At 48.8% G+C, this 17360-nt stretch carries 12 protein-coding genes; 10 read left to right on the top strand and 2 right to left on the bottom strand.

The features are described 5' to 3' along the window. Positions 1 to 9 precede the first annotated feature (9 nt). The 7 genes from pnp (at position 10) to yihA (ending at position 9897) form a co-directional block, all read left to right on the top strand. Positions 10 to 2118, top strand: a complete 2109-nt coding sequence (gene pnp / locus ACYVSB_RS03125) for a polyribonucleotide nucleotidyltransferase (protein ID WP_461218386.1) — start codon at positions 10 to 12, stop codon at positions 2116 to 2118. Positions 2119 to 2138: 20 nt separating this feature from the next. Then, a complete protein-coding gene (locus ACYVSB_RS03120; RefSeq protein WP_461218385.1) occupies positions 2139 to 3818 on the top strand; it encodes a ribonuclease J in 1680 nt (559 codons plus the stop codon). 64 nt (positions 3819 to 3882) lie between these two features. Further along, positions 3883 to 4821 carry a hypothetical protein gene (locus ACYVSB_RS03115; protein WP_125601737.1) on the top strand — a complete coding sequence of 313 codons (939 nt, stop codon included), beginning with the start codon at positions 3883 to 3885 and terminating at the stop codon, positions 4819 to 4821. Between the two features lie 280 nt (positions 4822 to 5101). Beyond that, positions 5102 to 6292, top strand: coding sequence for an elongation factor Tu (tuf, locus tag ACYVSB_RS03110; protein WP_125601739.1), 1191 nt, complete (start codon positions 5102 to 5104; stop codon positions 6290 to 6292). 199 nt (positions 6293 to 6491) lie between these two features. Next, positions 6492 to 7781, top strand: coding sequence for a trigger factor (tig, locus tag ACYVSB_RS03105; protein ID WP_461218384.1), 1290 nt, complete (start codon positions 6492 to 6494; stop codon positions 7779 to 7781). 142 nt (positions 7782 to 7923) lie between these two features. After that, positions 7924 to 9177: an ATP-dependent Clp protease ATP-binding subunit ClpX gene (gene clpX / locus ACYVSB_RS03100; protein WP_125601745.1), complete on the top strand. Its 1254-nt coding sequence runs from the start codon at positions 7924 to 7926 to the stop codon at positions 9175 to 9177. A gap of 138 nt (positions 9178 to 9315) precedes the next feature. Continuing rightward, positions 9316 to 9897, top strand: a complete 582-nt coding sequence (gene yihA / locus ACYVSB_RS03095; protein ID WP_461218383.1) for a ribosome biogenesis GTP-binding protein YihA/YsxC — start codon at positions 9316 to 9318, stop codon at positions 9895 to 9897. Between the two features lie 197 nt (positions 9898 to 10094). Here the strand turns inward: yihA and ACYVSB_RS03090 are convergent, their stop codons facing one another. After that, positions 10095 to 10277: an SPJ_0845 family protein gene (locus tag ACYVSB_RS03090; RefSeq protein WP_125601751.1), complete on the bottom strand. Its 183-nt coding sequence runs from the start codon at positions 10275 to 10277 to the stop codon at positions 10095 to 10097. Positions 10278 to 10612: 335 nt separating this feature from the next. On the opposite strand from ACYVSB_RS03090, the gene ACYVSB_RS03085 reads away from it, so the two are divergent. From ACYVSB_RS03085 to ACYVSB_RS03075, 3 genes are all read left to right on the top strand, one after another. Beyond that, entirely contained in the window at positions 10613 to 11353 is a 741-nt protein-coding gene (locus tag ACYVSB_RS03085; protein ID WP_125601752.1) for an amino acid ABC transporter ATP-binding protein, read from the top strand. A gap of 231 nt (positions 11354 to 11584) precedes the next feature. Then, a complete protein-coding gene (gene uvrC / locus ACYVSB_RS03080; protein WP_125595608.1) occupies positions 11585 to 13372 on the top strand; it encodes an excinuclease ABC subunit UvrC in 1788 nt (595 codons plus the stop codon). A gap of 181 nt (positions 13373 to 13553) precedes the next feature. Further along, positions 13554 to 15050 (top strand): ABC transporter substrate-binding protein/permease, encoded by a 1497-nt coding sequence (locus ACYVSB_RS03075; protein WP_461218382.1) that lies wholly within the window; start codon positions 13554 to 13556, stop codon positions 15048 to 15050. Between the two features lie 279 nt (positions 15051 to 15329). Here the strand turns inward: ACYVSB_RS03075 and ACYVSB_RS03070 are convergent, their stop codons facing one another. After that, entirely contained in the window at positions 15330 to 17312 is a 1983-nt protein-coding gene (locus ACYVSB_RS03070) for a PTS fructose transporter subunit IIABC (protein ID WP_461218381.1), read from the bottom strand. Positions 17313 to 17360: the final 48 nt, after the last annotated feature.

Genomic DNA, 17360 nt, shown 5'->3' with positions numbered 1-17360 from the left:
AAGAAGAACATGGAACAAGATAAACATATTTTTCGGCGGCAGTGGGCTGGCAAGAATCTCCAAGTTGAGATCGGTCAGATGGCGAAACAGGCTGATGGCGCTGTTTTTGTGCGCTATGGTGATTCAGCGGTCTTAAGCGCGGTCGTTCATAAGGCGGCCCGTGAAAATCAGGATTTCTTTCCCCTGACAATCAATTATGATGAGAAGATGTTCGCCGCGGGCAAAATCCCCGGGGGCTTCAATAAGCGTGAAGGTAAGCCGAGCACGCACGCGACTTTGACCGCACGTTTGATCGATCGGCCGATTCGGCCGCTATTTCCAGAGGGCTACAATGATGAGGTCCAGATCACGAATATTGTCTTCAGTGCTGATCCGGAGGCCGGACCAGAATTGATGGCGATGTTAGGGTCGTCCTTGGCTTTAGGCATCTCACCGATTCCTTTCGCCGGACCAATCGCGGGGGTGAAAGTCGCCCGCGTTGACGGCGAGCTACAATTGAATCCGACCAGTGGCGCTTTACCTGCTTCTGATCTGGATTTGACGGTTGCGGGTTCAGCGACGGCCATTAATATGGTCGAAGCCGGCGGTGACGTGATTGCTGAGTCCGAAATGTTGGCGGCTTTACAATTTGGCTTTGCCAAGGTCCAAGAATTATGCGCCTTTCAACAGGAAATCATTGCGGCGATCGGTGCGCCTAAGCTGGACTTTGTTAGTCCTAGCGCGCCGGCTGATTTGGTGACCGAAATCAATGATCTCTATCAGGCGACGATGCGCCAAGCAATTTTGACCACCGACAAGTTAGCTCGCGAAGACAACATTGCCGCGGTCAAAGAATTGGCCCATGATCATTATGCCGGATTAGCGGCCAGCGATGGCGCGGACTCGATTTTGCCGCTGGTGGATCAATTGCTAGACGATTTGGAGCGCCAAGAAGTGCGGCAAATGATTTTGGAGCAGCATCAGCGTCCCGATGGTCGGGCTTTAGACGAATTGCGCGCGTTATCCGCGGAAGTGGGACTATTGCCACGTGCTCACGGCTCAGGTTTATTCACCCGCGGGCAAACCCAAGTCCTGTCTGCGTTGACTTTAGCGCCATTGGCTGAAGCGCAGACGATCGACGGTCTGTTACCGGAATACCACAAGAATTTTGTCCATCACTATAATTTCCCTCAATTTTCGGTTGGGGAAACAGGCCGCTATGGCGCGCCGGGCCGTCGAGAAATCGGTCATGGGGCGCTTGGTGAGCGGGCGATGTTACCGGTCATTCCGGATACGGAAAGTTTTCCTTATGCGATTCGCTTGGTTTCCAATGTTTTGGAATCCAATGGCTCGTCCTCCCAGGCCAGCATTTGTGCCAGTATTTTGGCGTTAATGGATGGCGGGGTTCCCATCAAGGCGCCGGTCGCTGGGATTGCCATGGGAATGGTCAAAGAAGGCGCGGCCTACGCGATCCTGACCGATATCCAGGGTATCGAAGATCATTTAGGTGATATGGATTTCAAGGTTGCCGGTACTACTGAAGGCATCACCGCGCTGCAAATGGATATCAAGGCCGAAGGGGTCACGAATGAAATTCTAGCCGAAGCCTTGGCCCAAGCCAAAAAAGCCCGGTTAGAAATTCTCCAGGTATTGACGGCAACGATCCCAGCGTCACGGACAGAATTGAGTCAATATGCGCCGAAGATCGAGCAAATGATGATCAAGCCAGCGCAGATCAAAGACGTGATCGGCCGTGGCGGTGAAACAATAAACGAGATTATTGACCAAACCGGTGTTAAAATCGATATAGAGCAAACTGGACAAGTCACGATCAGCTCTGATGATCGCGAAGCCATTGAACAGGCGAAACAAATCATTACCGACTTGACGCGTGAGATCGAAGTCGGCGGTGTCTACATGGGAACAGTCAATCGCATTGAAGCTTTCGGTGCTTTTGTGGAACTGGCTAAGGGTAAGAACGCCCTCATTCACATTTCCCAACTGACGCCAGGTCGCTTGAACAAGGTTGAAGACGCGGTCAAATTAGGCGATCAACTCTTAGTCAAAGTTATCAGCATTGATGGTAAAGGGCGGATCAACGCTTCACGGAAAGCGTTGTTGGCCACGGAACCGGAATAAAGAATAAGTAAGGAGCAATAATGTTACAGAATTTAAAAGTAATTCCATTTGGCGGCGTTCGCGAAAATGGTAAGAATATGTATGCCGTTGAGGTCGAAGATGAGATCTACATCTTCGATTGCGGCTTGATGTACCCTGAGAACGAGTTGTTAGGGATCGACGTGGTCATTCCTGATTATAGTTATTTGACCGAGAACATTGACAAGGTTGTGGGCATCTTCCTGACTCACGGCCACGCCGATGCCATTGGGGCCCTGCCTTATTTCTTGGCAGATCATCCCGTGCCGGTTTTTGGCTCGGAGTTAACGATTGCCTTGGCTAAGATCACCGTCGCTGGAGAGAAGAAAACCAAGAAATTCAAGGATTTTCATGTCATTGACGAGAAAACCGCGATCGACTTCAATCACGCCACTGTCTCATTTTTCAAGACGACCCATTCAATTCCGGGTTCGTTAGGCGTTGATCTGAAGACGGAAGCGGGACACATTGTTTATACCGGTGATTTCAAATTTGATCAGGCCGCTAAACCGATGTTCCAAACGGACTATGGTCGCCTGGCCGATATTGGACGCGACCACACGATCATGTTACTCAGTGATTCTGCCAACGCCGAATCACCTTATGAGAATAGCAGCCAGCGTGATATTGCCAGCTATATCACGGAGACTTTCAAATATCATCCCGGCCGGATTATTGTGGCGTCCGTTGCCAGCAATATCGAACGGATGCAACAGATTTTTGACGCTGCCGCGAAAACCGAGCGTCGTGTCATTTTGACCGGCCAAGATTTAGAAAAAATTGTCAAAACGGCGTTGAACTTGAAATATCTGACCTTGCCGAAACCTGATTTACTGGTTCAATTGAAAGATTTAAAGACCTTGAAACCAGAACAAACCATTATTTTAGAGACCGGGCGCATGGGTGAGCCCCTGAAGTCCTTGGAGAAAATGGCCACGAACAACCATCGCACCTTGCGGATCAAGGAAGGTGATTTGGTGTTCATTACAACAACGCCATCTCACGCCATGGAAACGACAGTCGCCAAGACACGGGATCTGATTTATCGTGCTGGTGGCACGGTCAAAGCGATTAGTGATGATCTCCATTCATCCGGTCATGCCAATAAAACGGACTTGCAATTGATGATCAATTTATTGCGCCCGGATAACTTAATGCCGATTCAAGGCGAGTATCGCCTATTAGAGGCGCATACTCATATCGCTGAAGAAACAGGCTTGCCGCTGGATCACATTTTCGTGACCAAGAGTGGCGATGTGGTGCAATACCATCAGGGCGAATTCAGTCTAGGCGCGGCGGTCAACGCTGGTGATACCATGATCGATGGTAAGGGCGTTGGCGATATCGGTAATATTGTTTTACGGGATCGGCGTCTATTGGCCGACGATGGGATCTTCATCGCGGTCGTTACGATCGACCGGCGTAAGAAGAAAATCGTGGCGAAGCCGAAACTGACTTCCCGTGGGTTCGTTTACGTCAAGGCTAACCGTGACCTGATGGCCGAAAGCGCCTCGATCATTGTCAAAGCAATCGAAAATAATTTAGCGCATAAAGAATTTGATTGGAACAACCTGAAACAAGACGTGCGCGAAGATCTCAGCAAATATCTGTTTGATCAAACCAAACGACATCCAGTGATTTTACCAGTCATTATGGAAGTCAATCAAAATCGGCATCGTTGATGCACAGTAAAAAAAGGGCCGCGGCCCTTTTTTACTTGGCGCGACTGCTGTTGGAGGTAGTATGATGAGCCAATTTCCCGAATCAGTCCAGAGTTTGATGACACTCGCGGCAGAGGCGGCCGAACAGGACAACTATTCCCAAGCCTTGAAGTATTTGAATCAGGCTTTGGCGATCGAACCAGATTTTACCGTCATTCAAGCCTATTTGGAAACGGCTAAGGCGGCTGAGAGTCAACCGGCGCTCCGTCAGTTATTGCGAGCGCCGGAAACAGTTCAAGCTTTCGCGACGGCGCGGCGGCTACCCGATTATTGGCAGGCGTTGTGGTCGGCGGGCCTTTATTTGACTTTGGACCAGTCTGGCTATGATCTGGCCCAGAATCAAGCCGCCTTGAATGGGACCGATTTGACCACCTGGCAAGCTTGGGTCCAACGAGTCGGTGAGCTTAAGCTGAGTGCTAGCGAATTCGCCCAATGGGAAAATCGGCTGCAACAGCTGACCTTGACACAATTGAATGGGGACGTGGCCGATTTCTTTACCGATTTGGCGACCTTGCCGCCGCAAAGTTTCTATCGACTGAGTCAAACGCTGCTGCTGAACGCTTTACTGTCACCAGTGATCCGGTTTCAGTTGTTGCTGGAGTTGGCGGCGATGTCCCAGACCAAGGACCTGTCGATTTTTTGGCAAGGGGAGGTCCGGCAGTTTTCGACTCAAGCCCTGCAAAGGTTTGAACAAAGCGAGCCTTACGTGACGTTACGCGCGGGTATTGATGTCGCAATCGAAAGTGGTCAGTTGGCGGATTCACAACGAGATCTGGCCCAAAGCAATCTGTTGACCTATCTGATGTTGACAGCGCCCTTTAGTCAAGCGGAACTCCAGCCCTTGGCCGCGTGGCAACAACTGGTTTTAACGGGGAGGGTCCCCACCGATGTTTCTCAGCAAACGCGGGCCCATTTGAACTTTTGGCAAGGTGAGGAGACCAAATTATTGCGCAGTTTACAATAGTTTGATATTGTAGTGACAACGAGGTTTTCGGCCTCGTTTTTATGTGGAGTTGGCGCAATTTGTTCCTAAAGTTAGTTTTAGGGCGATTTAATTCAAAATTTTCTTATTTTGCGAGTTTTAGGTATTTACAATTCGGTCAACTCTCCGTATAATCATTAAAGGATATTCCTTTAGCAGCATGGTATTTCCGCGGCTGAAGTAGTATAATTAAACATAGAGAATTTTCGGCGCAATTGATACGCCGATTCTTCTTGCAATTTTACAGGAGGTTCATTTAATAATGGCAGAAAAAGAGCATTACGAACGAACTAAGCCCCATGTAAACATTGGGACTATCGGCCACGTCGATCATGGTAAGACTACCTTGACAGCCGCAATTACTAAGGTGTTAGCTAAGAAGGGTCTTGCAAAAGCCGAAGATTACAATCAAATCGATAACGCTCCAGAAGAAAAGGAACGTGGGATCACAATCAACACTTCTCACGTTGAATACGAAACTTTGAAGCGTCACTACGCTCATATCGATGCCCCAGGACATGCTGACTACGTTAAGAACATGATCACTGGTGCCGCTCAAATGGACGGTGCGATCTTAGTTGTTGCCGCAACTGATGGTCCTATGCCTCAGACTCGTGAACATATCTTGCTTGCGCGTCAGGTTGGTGTTGACTATTTGGTTGTCTTCTTGAACAAGGTTGACTTGGTTGATGACGAAGAATTGATCGACTTAGTTGAAATGGAAGTTCGGGAATTATTATCAGAATACGATTATCCTGGTGACGATATTCCTGTTCTCCGTGGTTCAGCTTTGAAGGCCCTTGAAGGCGACCCAGAACAAGAAAAAGTTATCGAAGAATTGATGGATACCATCGACGAATATATCCCAACACCAGTTCGTGACACTGACAAGCCATTCTTGATGCCTGTCGAAGATGTCTTCACGATCACTGGTCGTGGTACTGTTGCTTCTGGTCGTATCGACCGTGGGACAGTTAAGATCGGCGACGAAGTTGAAATCATTGGTTTGAAGCCTGAAATCCAAAAGTCAATCGTTACTGGCTTGGAAATGTTCCGTAAGACTTTGGATCTTGGCGAAGCCGGCGATAACGTTGGTGTCTTGTTACGTGGCGTTAACCGTGACCAAGTAGAACGTGGCCAAGTTTTGGCTAAGCCAGGTTCGATCCAAACTCACAACAAGTTCAAGGGTGAAGTTTATATCTTGAGCAAAGATGAAGGTGGCCGTCATACACCATTCTTCTCAAACTATCGTCCTCAGTTCTACTTCCATACGACTGACGTTACCGGTGTCATCGAATTACCAGATGGCGTTGAAATGGTAATGCCTGGCGATAACGTTACTTTCGAAGTAGATTTGATTGCGCCAGTTGCGATTGAAAAAGGGACTAAGTTTACGGTTCGTGAAGGCGGACGTACTGTTGGTGCCGGTCAGGTAACTGAAATCTTAGACTAATCATTCGTTTAAAACGGCTAAAAGACTCGATTGCTCGAGTCTTTTTTCTTTTGCGCGAACCTGACGTGAAAAAATATTAAGAAACCGAGCAACTTGACGACTTTTTGAGAAAGTTTCATTTACTTTTTTTGGCAAATAAGATAGTATTAATTAAGTATGTTAAAGAGATAGATGTAATTTAATATCGGAGGTAAATTGAATGTCTGCCACATGGGAAAAGAAGGGCACCAACGACGGTGAACTCACTTTTGAAATTAGTGTAAATAAAATCGATGAAGGTTTAGATGCAGCCTTCAAACGTGTTAAGAAGAATTTAGCTGTTCCTGGCTTCCGGAAGGGGAAAGTGCCTCGCCAAATCTTTAATCAGATGTATGGCGAAGCTTCCTTATATGAAGACGCTTTGAACGTGGTCTTGCCAGATAGCTACGAGGCAGCCCTGGCTGAGGCTGGGATCGAACCTGTTGATCAGCCTGAGATCAGCATTGAAAAGATGGATCCGAAAGAACCTTGGATCATCAAGGCTAAAGTTACCGTTAAGCCTGAAGTTAAGTTGGGCGACTATAAAGGTCTGTCCGTACCAACGGCTGACGTTGAAGTCACTGACGCAGATGTTGACGCTGAATTGGCTAAGCGTCAAGAACAACAAGCTGAATTGGTGCTTAAAGAAGATGGCGTCAGCGAGAAGGGTGACACTGTTGTCATCGATTACGCTGGGACGATCGACGGCGAAGCTTTTGACGGTGGTTCTTCCGAGAACTATTCGCTTGAATTAGGTTCAAACAGCTTCATTCCTGGTTTTGAAGATCAATTGTTGGGACATAAATCCGGTGACGAAGTTGATGTGACCGTGACTTTCCCTGAAGATTATCAAGCCAAGGAATTAGCTGGTAAGGAAGCGCATTTCGCCACGAAGATCCATGAAATCAAGACGAAAGAAATTCCTGAACTTGACGATGACTTCGCTAAGGATATCGACGAAGAAGTTGAAACGTTGATCGAATTGAAAGCCAAGATCAAGGATCAATTGACGCAAAACAAGCAAGAAGCCGCTGATGCTGCTAAGCAAGAAGCCGCTTTGAACAAAGCTGTTGCGAATGCTGAAATCCTTGACTTGCCTCATGCAATGATCGAAACAGAAGTCCATAATCAAATGGATCAATTCCTAGGCAACATGCAACGTCAAGGCATCAATCCAGATATGTACTACAAATTGACGGGCACGACTGAGGAAGATCTCCACAAGCAGTTCGAACAAAACGCTGACCAAAACGTTAAGACTAACTTGGTTTTGGAAGCAATCGTCGCGGCTGAAAAGATCGAGCCAAGTCAAGAAGAAGTTGATCATGAAATCAAAGATTTAGCTGAAGAATACAACATGGAAGAAGATAAAGTTCGCGGAGCTTTGACGGATGAAATGTTGAAGCACGATATCGCCATTAAGAAGGCCATTGATATCGTCACTGATTCTGCGGTTGAAGAAGCAGAATAGCGCCAGTTTCTGAAAAGGAGGACTGAACGGTTTGTGTTCAGTCCTTTTTTCCAACAAGGTATCAAAGGCGAATTGCTTTACAGCCGCGGGCAAAACATGCTATCATCGGTCATTGATCGAGCATAAAAAAGGTGGACGAACGATGTTTGATAATATGCAAACTACAGGAACGGTCAAGTGTTCGTTCTGTGGTAAGACCCAAGACCAAGTCAAGAAAATCATTGCTGGTCCCGGCGTTTATATTTGTAATGAATGTGTTGACTTATGTAAAGATATTTTAGATGAAGAATTACAGGCTGACGCGGTGGATCAAAGCGTTGATGTGCCTAAGCCACGGGAAATCTTGGATTTCTTGAACGATTATGTGATCGGGCAAGATGACGCGAAGAAGGCCTTGGCCGTTGCCGTTTATAACCACTACAAACGGGTCAACCATATGGCTGTCGCTGACGCGGACGAAACCGAGTTGCAGAAGAGTAACATTGCCTTGATCGGACCAACTGGCTCCGGGAAGACTTTCCTCGCCCAGAGTTTGGCGCGGATCTTGAATGTGCCTTTCGCGATCGCTGACGCGACAACTTTGACCGAAGCAGGTTATGTTGGTGAAGACGTGGAAAACATTCTGTTGAAATTATTGCAGAATGCGGATTACGACGTCGATCGCGCGCAACGTGGGATCGTTTACATCGATGAGATCGACAAAATCGCCAAAAAGAGCGAAAATGTTTCGATCACTCGGGATGTTTCAGGTGAAGGTGTCCAACAGGCGCTTTTGAAGATTCTAGAAGGGACGATCGCTAACGTGCCACCTCAGGGCGGACGTAAGCATCCGCAACAGGAATTCATTCAAGTTGACACCACGAATATCCTCTTTATCGTTGGTGGCGCTTTTGATGGCATCGAAAACATCATTCGCAATCGCTTAGGCGAGCAAGTGATCGGTTTCGGCGCGGCCAGTGAGCAGAAAGTTAAGATCGAAGATGAAGCCCACATCATGCAACAAGTTGTGCCGGAGGATTTGATGAAGTTTGGGATCATTCCTGAATTCATTGGCCGGATTCCAATCGTGACGGCTTTGAATAAACTGAGTGAAAGTGACTTGGTTCGAATTTTAACGGAACCGAAGAACGCGTTGGTCAAACAATATCAGAAACTGATCGAGTTAGACGGCGTGAAGTTGAAATTCACGCCTGACGCTTTGAACGCGATGGCTCATGAAGCTATCGAACGCGATACCGGCGCCCGGGGTTTACGGGCCATCATGGAAGAAGTCATGCAAGATACCATGTTTGAATTACCAGATCAAACGGATGTTTCTGAAGTGATCGTGACCAAAGAGGCTGCTGAAGGTTTGCAAAAGCCTGAACTGGTCCACACCAACGAACAAGCATCTTAATCAGTAACTTGGTGCGCTCAACGCCACGCCGTGATTCATGTCGTCCGGGGTGCGTTGGACCCACCAAGTTTTTTGATTACTTTTATGAAGTTGGTTCGGCAAGAGCAAGCTGACTTCGGTTTAGAAAAGAGGGAACCCATGCACGTCCAAGATATTAAATTACTGATCAGCGCGGTGGCGCCGGAGCAGTATCCCGTCAATCAATTACCAGAGATCGCGTTGGCTGGCCGTTCCAATGTGGGCAAGTCATCCCTGATCAATCGCTTGGTCCAGCGGAAGAATTTCGCCCGCACCTCCAGCCAACCGGGCAAGACCCAAACTTTGAACTTTTATCAATTGAATCAGGATCTGACGCTGGTGGATGTTCCTGGCTATGGTTACGCCAAGGTTTCCAAGAAGCAACGGGAGCAGTTCGGCCAAATGTGTGAGGCATACTTCACCAGTCGCAAGCAGTTGCGCGGCGTGGTGATCTTAGTTGATGGCCGTCACGATCCCACCGCCGATGACCAGACCATGTATGAGTTCGTTCATTACTATCACCATCCGATCCTTGTGGTGGCGACAAAGATGGACAAGGTGACGCGCAATCATCAAGCGGGAAATCTTCAACGGATCCGCAAAGTTTTGCAAATGGACCCCGCCGATGATCTGCAAGCGTTCAGCGCTGTTTCAGACTTAGGCAAGGCCGAAGTTTGGCAGTGGATCGCGGATAAAATGTAGCTTGGCTCAGCAAGTAACCTGGATTCACCGCGGTGTGCCTGCGTGCGTCTGTCCGTTACCGTGAACCAGTCGTCAGCGGATTATGACGATCTTTCGCGGTGGCAGGCGGCAGCCAATGGTTTCAGCGCAAATAAAAAGCAGTGACCACATTTTCCCAACTTCAGGGTGAAAATGTGACTCATTGCTTTTTTTGCTGATTATTTGTCTTCTTTAGCAGCTTTCGCTTCCGCGGCGGCAGCAGCTTGTTCAGCCTTTGCGGTCGCAGCTTGTTTAGCTCTGATCTGTTGTGCCATGACCCCGTTTTTCTTATCTTCGGGGAGTGTGGCAAATTTATCGAACAGGCTGGTCAATTTATCATCGCGTTTCATTGTGATTGCCATTTTGGTCACCTACCATTCGCCATAATCATAGCATAGATCCCGCCGCGGTCAAAGCTTTTTCTCACAGCAGCACAGCACCTGGAGATCGCCGGCACCTCTTGGCGACAACGGTGCGGATCACTCGAGCGCCGCTTGCCGTCAGCTAAGTCCAAGTGAGCGCCCGCCCACAAGTTTGGACCCAAGCGCTTGGCCCAGTCGCTTGCTTGTGGTCTGGCTTGGTTTATAAAAGAGCAGCTGTAAGAATAAATATTCATTCTAAACAATAAATTTGCCTTTATCTTGAATATTTATAAAATATATGCTATGCTTTGGTCATTCTAAAAGTGGGTGAAGATATGGAAACAATTTTGAAAACGCAGCAATTAACTAAAAAATTTGGCGATAATCTCGTTTTAAAAGGAATCGATTCCGAAGTTCAGGCCGGACAAGTTATTGTGATCATTGGCCCCTCAGGCAGTGGCAAAAGCACTTATCTCCGCTGTTTAAATCTCTTGGAGCAACCAACTAGCGGACAAGTTTTCTTCAAAGATCAAGAAATCAATGAGCTGGATGAGGCTCATTTGGATCAGATCCGCGAGAAAATGGGGATGGTCTTCCAATCCTTCAATCTTTTCGCCAATTATACCGTTTTGGAAAACGTCAATTTGGCGCCAATCAACGTGCAACATCTAGATCAGGCTACGGCCAATCAACAAAGTTTGGCGTTGTTGGAACAAGTGGGGCTTGGCGACAAGGCCACCGCTACGCCAGCCAGCCTGTCAGGCGGCCAGCAACAACGGGTAGCGATCGCCCGAGCGCTGGCGATGAAACCGGATGTGATGCTCTTTGATGAGCCGACTTCCGCCTTAGATCCCGAAATGGTCGGCGAAGTTTTGAATGTGATGCGTGATTTGGCGAAAACCGGCATGACGATGGTGATCGTCACTCATGAAATGGGTTTTGCCAAGAACGTCGCCGATGAAGTTTGGTTTATGGATGACGGCCAGGTGGTTGAACAAGGTACCCCTGAACAGGTCTTTGAACATCCCCAAGAGCAGCGGACCCAAGATTTCCTGTCGAAAGTCTTGGTCAGCTAACAAAAAGAATCCCAAAATGGGATTCTTTTTTGGTGGGACAATTTATCATTGGGCCCGGCGCTTGATACTAGCCGCAGACGACCGGGCCTAAAATCGGCTAAAGCAAGCACCGCCTGGCAATTGCACCGCGCGCTTTGTTTTTAAAAGTAAGCAAAATATCGTATAATAGAATCAGTGGAAGATTTCAAGGTGGGCGTCAAGGCGTGCGCCGTTTTTTAATGAGGTGTAGAATTGGCTTCTGAACATTTAGAGCATAAGTTAGCGTTATTGCCAGATTTGCCTGGCTGTTATTTGATGAAGAATCTGAACGCTCAGATTATTTATGTTGGCAAAGCGAAAAATTTAAAAAATCGCGTGCGCTCGTATTTCAAAAGTAGCCACACCGGGAAAACCGAACGTCTCGTCGCGGAGATCGTCGATTTCGAAACGATCATCACCTCAACGGACAAGGAAGCTTTTCTGCTGGAAATCACCTTGATCCAGAAATATCAGCCCTATTACAACATTCGTTTGAAGCAGGGCAGTGGGTATCCCTATATTAAAATCACGAACGAACGTGATCCGCGCATCATGATCACAGGGGAAATCAAAAAAGATGGCGCTTATTATTTCGGGCCGTACACCAATGTTTACGCGGCTGAGGAAACGATGCATTTCTTGCAGAAGGTTTATCCTTTGCGCCGCTGTGCCGGTCATTTAGGGCGGCCTTGCCTGTATTATCATATGGGGCAGTGTTTGGGCGCTTGTTTCCGCGAGGTGCCTGAGGCGGAATATCAGGCCCAAATTGAGAAAATCAAGCGGTTCCTTAATGGGCAAGTGGGTGCGGTGAAGCAGAAGTTGACGCGGGAAATGAATACGGCGGCGACTAGTTTACAGTTTGAGCGGGCCGCGGAATTACGGGATCAGCTGCATTACATTGATGCGACCGTCGAGAAACAGAAAATTATTTCCAACGATAATACGCCGCGGGATATTTTCGGTTATTATTTGGATAAGGGGTGGATGTCGGTCCAAATTTTCTTCATTCGCCAAGCGCGTCTGATGAAGCGGACCAAGCGCTTATTCCCAGTGGTCACAGATGAACCCATGGAAGAATTGAGTACGTTTATTTTGCAGTTTTACAATCGAAAGAACAATGTTTTGCCCAAAGAGATCTTGGTACCGAAGGAGTTGGATCATCAAGTTCTGAGTGAGATTTTGCAGGTGCCCGTCAAGACACCGGTGCGCGGGCGCAAGCGTGAATTGCAGGCGCTGGCGAATAAGAACGCGAAATTGGTGCTGAATGAGAAGTTTCGCTTATTGGAGTTGGACGAACGACAGACCATTGGGGCGCAAAACGAAATATTGGCGGCCTTGGGCTTACCAACGGGCCACGTGATCGAGGCCTTTGACCATTCCCATATCCAGGGGACGGATCCGGTGTCGGCGATGGTCAGTTTTCTCGACGGGCGCCCGGACAAACATAATTACCGTAAGTATAAGTTGCGCGGTGAGGTCGAACATCAGCGTGGCGCCGATGAAGCCGCCAACACGCGGGAAGTGATCCGCCGCCGCTATACCCGTCTGCTTAAGGAAGGGCAGAATTTGCCCGATCTCATTTTGATGGATGGGGGCATTATTGAAATGGCCGCCGCCAAAGATGTCCTGGAGAATGAACTCAATTTATTCATTCCGGTGGCGGGGATGGTCAAGAACGACAAGCACAAAACCGCGCAGCTGATCTTCGGGGAGGCCGGGACTCCGGTAACGTTGGATCCCAAATCTCAGGGCTTCTATCTGTTGCAACGAATCCAAGATGAGGTCCACCGGTTCGCGATCACCTTCCATCGGCAAACTCGGAGTAAGAATGCCTTGTCCTCACGTTTAGAAACGATCCAAGGGGTGGGACCCAAGACCCGCACGAAATTACTGAAGCATTTCGGTTCACTGAAGAAAATCAAAAGCGCCTCATTGGCGGATCTGCAAGCACTGGGCATTTCCAAAACCGTGGCGCAAACAATCAAGCTGTCGATTCAATGACGGCTTTTTTTGTTGGGCCAGTGGGTGGGGCAAAGCGGGCGTCAAGAACGGGACGGCCCGTTGGTCATGTTTTCGTTTTGTCCAAGTTTCGTGAATAAATAAAATAATTTTCGCAAAAATAGTGCATAAATATAAAATATGGTGTATACTAATGCTATTAATTTGGTAGAGGATGTTTTTGATGAAAACAATCAAGCAGAAAATTGGGGCATTATTGGTACTAGGCTTATTGCTGGTCAGTAGTTTCAGCGGGGTGGTCAATTTGCGACCGACGCAAGCAGCGGCGACCACGGATCCAACTTTGACCGCGATCAAGAAGCGCGGCTACATGGTTTTGGGCGTTTCCGCGGACTATCCCCCTTATGAGTTCCACAAAACGATCAATGGGGAAGACAAGATCGTCGGCTTCGACATCGCCTTGGCGCGGCAGATTGCCAAGGATATCGGCGTTGAACTGCATATCAAGGAAATGGGTTTTGATTCCTTGCTTGGTAGTTTGAAAACCGGCAAAGCGGACATGATCGTTTCGGCGATGACACCAACGCCGGAACGGAAGAAAGAGGTGGCGTTCTCCGATTCATACTTAACAGTGGGCCAATCGGTGGTCGTTCGTAAAGACGATTTGGCTAAGTATAAGAGCGTGATGGATTTCAAGGGTGAGAAGGTCGGCGTTCAGAAACAGACCACCCAAGAAACCGTGGCCAAAGATGAGCTGGCAGGGGCCCAGATCACCTCGCTAGAGAAAGTGACGGACTTAATTCTTAACTTGCAACAAAAGAAGGTTGCCGGCGTCGTGGTCGAAGAACCGGTAGCGGCCGCTTATGTCCAAACTAACTCAGCCTTGGCCTTATCCAAGGTCAAGTTCACCAACTCGGATTATGATTGCGCGGTAGCGGTGCCTAAGGACGCGCCAGCCTACTTGGCCAGCGTTAATCAAACCATTCGCAAGGTCAAGAAGAACGGCCAATTTGCGGAATGGCGGAAGGAAGCTAACGCGCAAATGCTGACCAAGCAGAACTTTCTGCAAGGTTATGGGAGCTATTTCCTTAAAGGTACCGGGATCACGATTGTGTTGACCATTATTGGTGTTTTCTTCGGGAGTCTCTTGGGCACCTTATTAGCCTTGATGAAACGGGCCAAGAACAAGCTAGTCAAAGCAATCGCCGTGGTTTATATTCAGTATTTCCGGGGCACCCCGTTGCTGGTCCAGGTTTTCATGATCTACTTCGGTACCCAGATCTTGCATCTAGATGTTTCCGCCTTTGCCTCCGCGGCGATTGCCTTAGCCTTAAATTCCGGGGCCTATGTTTCTGAAGTCATTCGTTCTGGAATCGAGGCGGTAGCCAAGGGGCAATCGGAAGCGGCGCGTTCTTTAGGCCTTTCCCAGAAGCAAACGATGCGCTTAGTCGTTTTGCCGCAAGCGATCAAGACGATTTTGCCTGCCTTAGGGAACGAATTTATTTCACTCTTAAAGGAATCGGCGATCGTCAGTGTGATCGGGGTCGGCGAATTGATGTTTCAAACCAGTGTGGTTCAGGGCTCAAGCTTCAAACCATTCTTACCATTGGTGATCACTTCTCTGATTTACTTCGTGTTGACCTTGTTGCTCTCCTTGCTCCTGAAATATTTCGAAAAGAAGTTGCACGCCAAGGACACGGTCAACCAGGTCGCCGATTAGCGGCACTTGATTGAAGTTCGCAACGTGAGTGGCCTTTGTGACAGCCAGCTCTGGTGGCGCTTTAGCCTTTGCTGTTGATCAAGGGGTAGCGACCACCAGGTGATCAAGCACCAATAAAACACCGCCATTCAGCGTCTAAGAAACGCGAAATGGCGGTGCTTTTTGTTTGGCCAGGTGAGCCCAAGTCATTTTGGTGGCGAAAACCCCTGTGACGTCAGCGGGGTACTTTTTATGAGTCTTTGTCGCGGAGGAATCGATGTTCTAGAAATTCATGGTCCCTCAGTGCTTTTTTTTGGCGGTTAGGCCAGATTCACTGTCTGATAATGGCTTCTTCCACAAACCAAGGATCAAGGCAGAAATCACAGAACCGATGATCACCGAAAGCAGATAGGCTAGCTTGTGGTCTGCCAGTGGTAGGACGAACAGGCCACCGTGCGGCGCGGGAACATTGACGCCAAAGGCTTGCGAGATCCCGCCACCGATCGCGGCGCCAATCACGCTGGACGTGATCACGCGCAATGGATCTGAGGCGGCGAAAGGAATGGCGCCTTCGGTAATGAAGGAAATTCCTAAGATATAGTTACTCAAACCTGAATTGCGTTCTGATTTGGTCCATTTGTTCGGCCAGATCGTGGTCGCCAAGGCGATCGCCAGTGGTGGCACCATCCCACCGACCATCACGGCGGCCATCAAGGAGCCGTTTTGGGTGGTTTCAAAAGCACCAATAGCAAAGACGTACGCGGCCTTGTTGAAAGGACCACCCATATCAATGGCCATCATTCCGGCCAATAGCGCGCCGAGGACGACGGCATTGGCGGTGCCCATGTTGTTCAAGAAGTTGGTCAGGCCCAGATTGATCATGCTGAAAATCGGGTCAACAATGAAGAACATGATGCCGCCTGTCAGCAATAAACCGAGGATCGGGAAGATAAAGATGGGTTTCAAACCGTCCAGTGATTTCGGTAGGTTTTTGAAGACTTTTTTCAGCCAAAGGACAATGAAGCCGGCGATGAAACCAGCGGCTAACCCACCTAAGAAGCCAGCGGGACTCTTGGAACTGACGACGCTCATGCTGGCCTGGCTGGCCATGTAACCACCGACTAAACCGGGCATTAATGCCGGTCGATCACCAATTGCTTCGGCGATGTAGGCCGCCAAAACAGGAATCAGAAAACTGAACGCGGCGTTCCCAATTTGGTTGGGGAAGGTGAACCACAGGGATTGGTCACCAACGAAACGTTCCAGCAAGAAAGAAATTGCCATGATGATCCCGCCGGCAACGACGAAGGGCAGCATGTGGGAGATCCCGTTCATCAACTGACCATAGGCTTTGTGGCCGATCGATTCGTGATCAGCTTCGCCTTGGTCAGCGGCCGTTGCGGCGACGGCATCGCCGTCCGCATGGTAGATCGCGCCTTGTTCGTTGAGGGTCTTTTCGATTAGTTCATGGGGTTTCTTGATTCCGTCAATGACGGGGCGGTTCAATAGATGCTTGCCGGAGAAACGCGCCATTTCGACTTGTTTATCGGCGGCAATGATCACCCCTTTGGCCCGTTTGATATCGGCGGCGGTCAGTTGGTGTTTGACCCCCTCAGAACCGTTTGTTTCAACTTTGATCGCGACACCCATTGCTTCGGCCTCTTTGATCAAGGCCGCTTCAGCCATGTAGGTGTGGGCGATCCCAGTGGGGCAGGCGGTAACCGCGACCACAAAAGGTTTTTCTGTTGCTTCTGGGGTTGCTGCGGGGCTGGTTTGCGCGGCCTGAGCTTGCTCTGCTGCCGCTTCGGCCGCTTCTTTAGCGTCCTTGGCCGCTTGGGCGGCGCCGAATAATTGCTGAACTTCTTCTGGTGTTTGCGCTTGTTTCAGCTTGGCCACCAGGTCAGGATCGATCAATAATGAGGAAAGCGCGGATAATGCTTGTAAGTGGGCGTTGTTGGCCCCAGCCGGTGCGGCGATCATAAAGAAGAGATGAACAGGTTGGCCGTCCAGCGCGTTATAGTCAACGCCTTGATTACTTTTGGCGAAAAGAACGGCCGCGCGGGCGACCGCGTCAGTCTTGGCATGGGGCATGGCGATCCCATCACCGATCCCGGTGGTTGATTCAGCCTCACGTTTCAAAATGGCCGCGCGATAGGTCGGCACATCTTGGACAACGCCGGCTTGGTGGTAACGGTCGATCATTTCATCGATGGCCGCTTCTTTCGTGGTTGCTTTGAGATCCATGATCATGGCATCTTTGATCAGTAAATCTTTAACTTTCATGTTAAACCTCCCAGAGTTTTTTCCTTATTTCTTCCAATTAAAGTTGCG

Source organism: Lapidilactobacillus salsurivasis (assembly GCF_054785215.1).
This window is presented reverse-complemented; position numbering and strand designations above follow the sequence as displayed.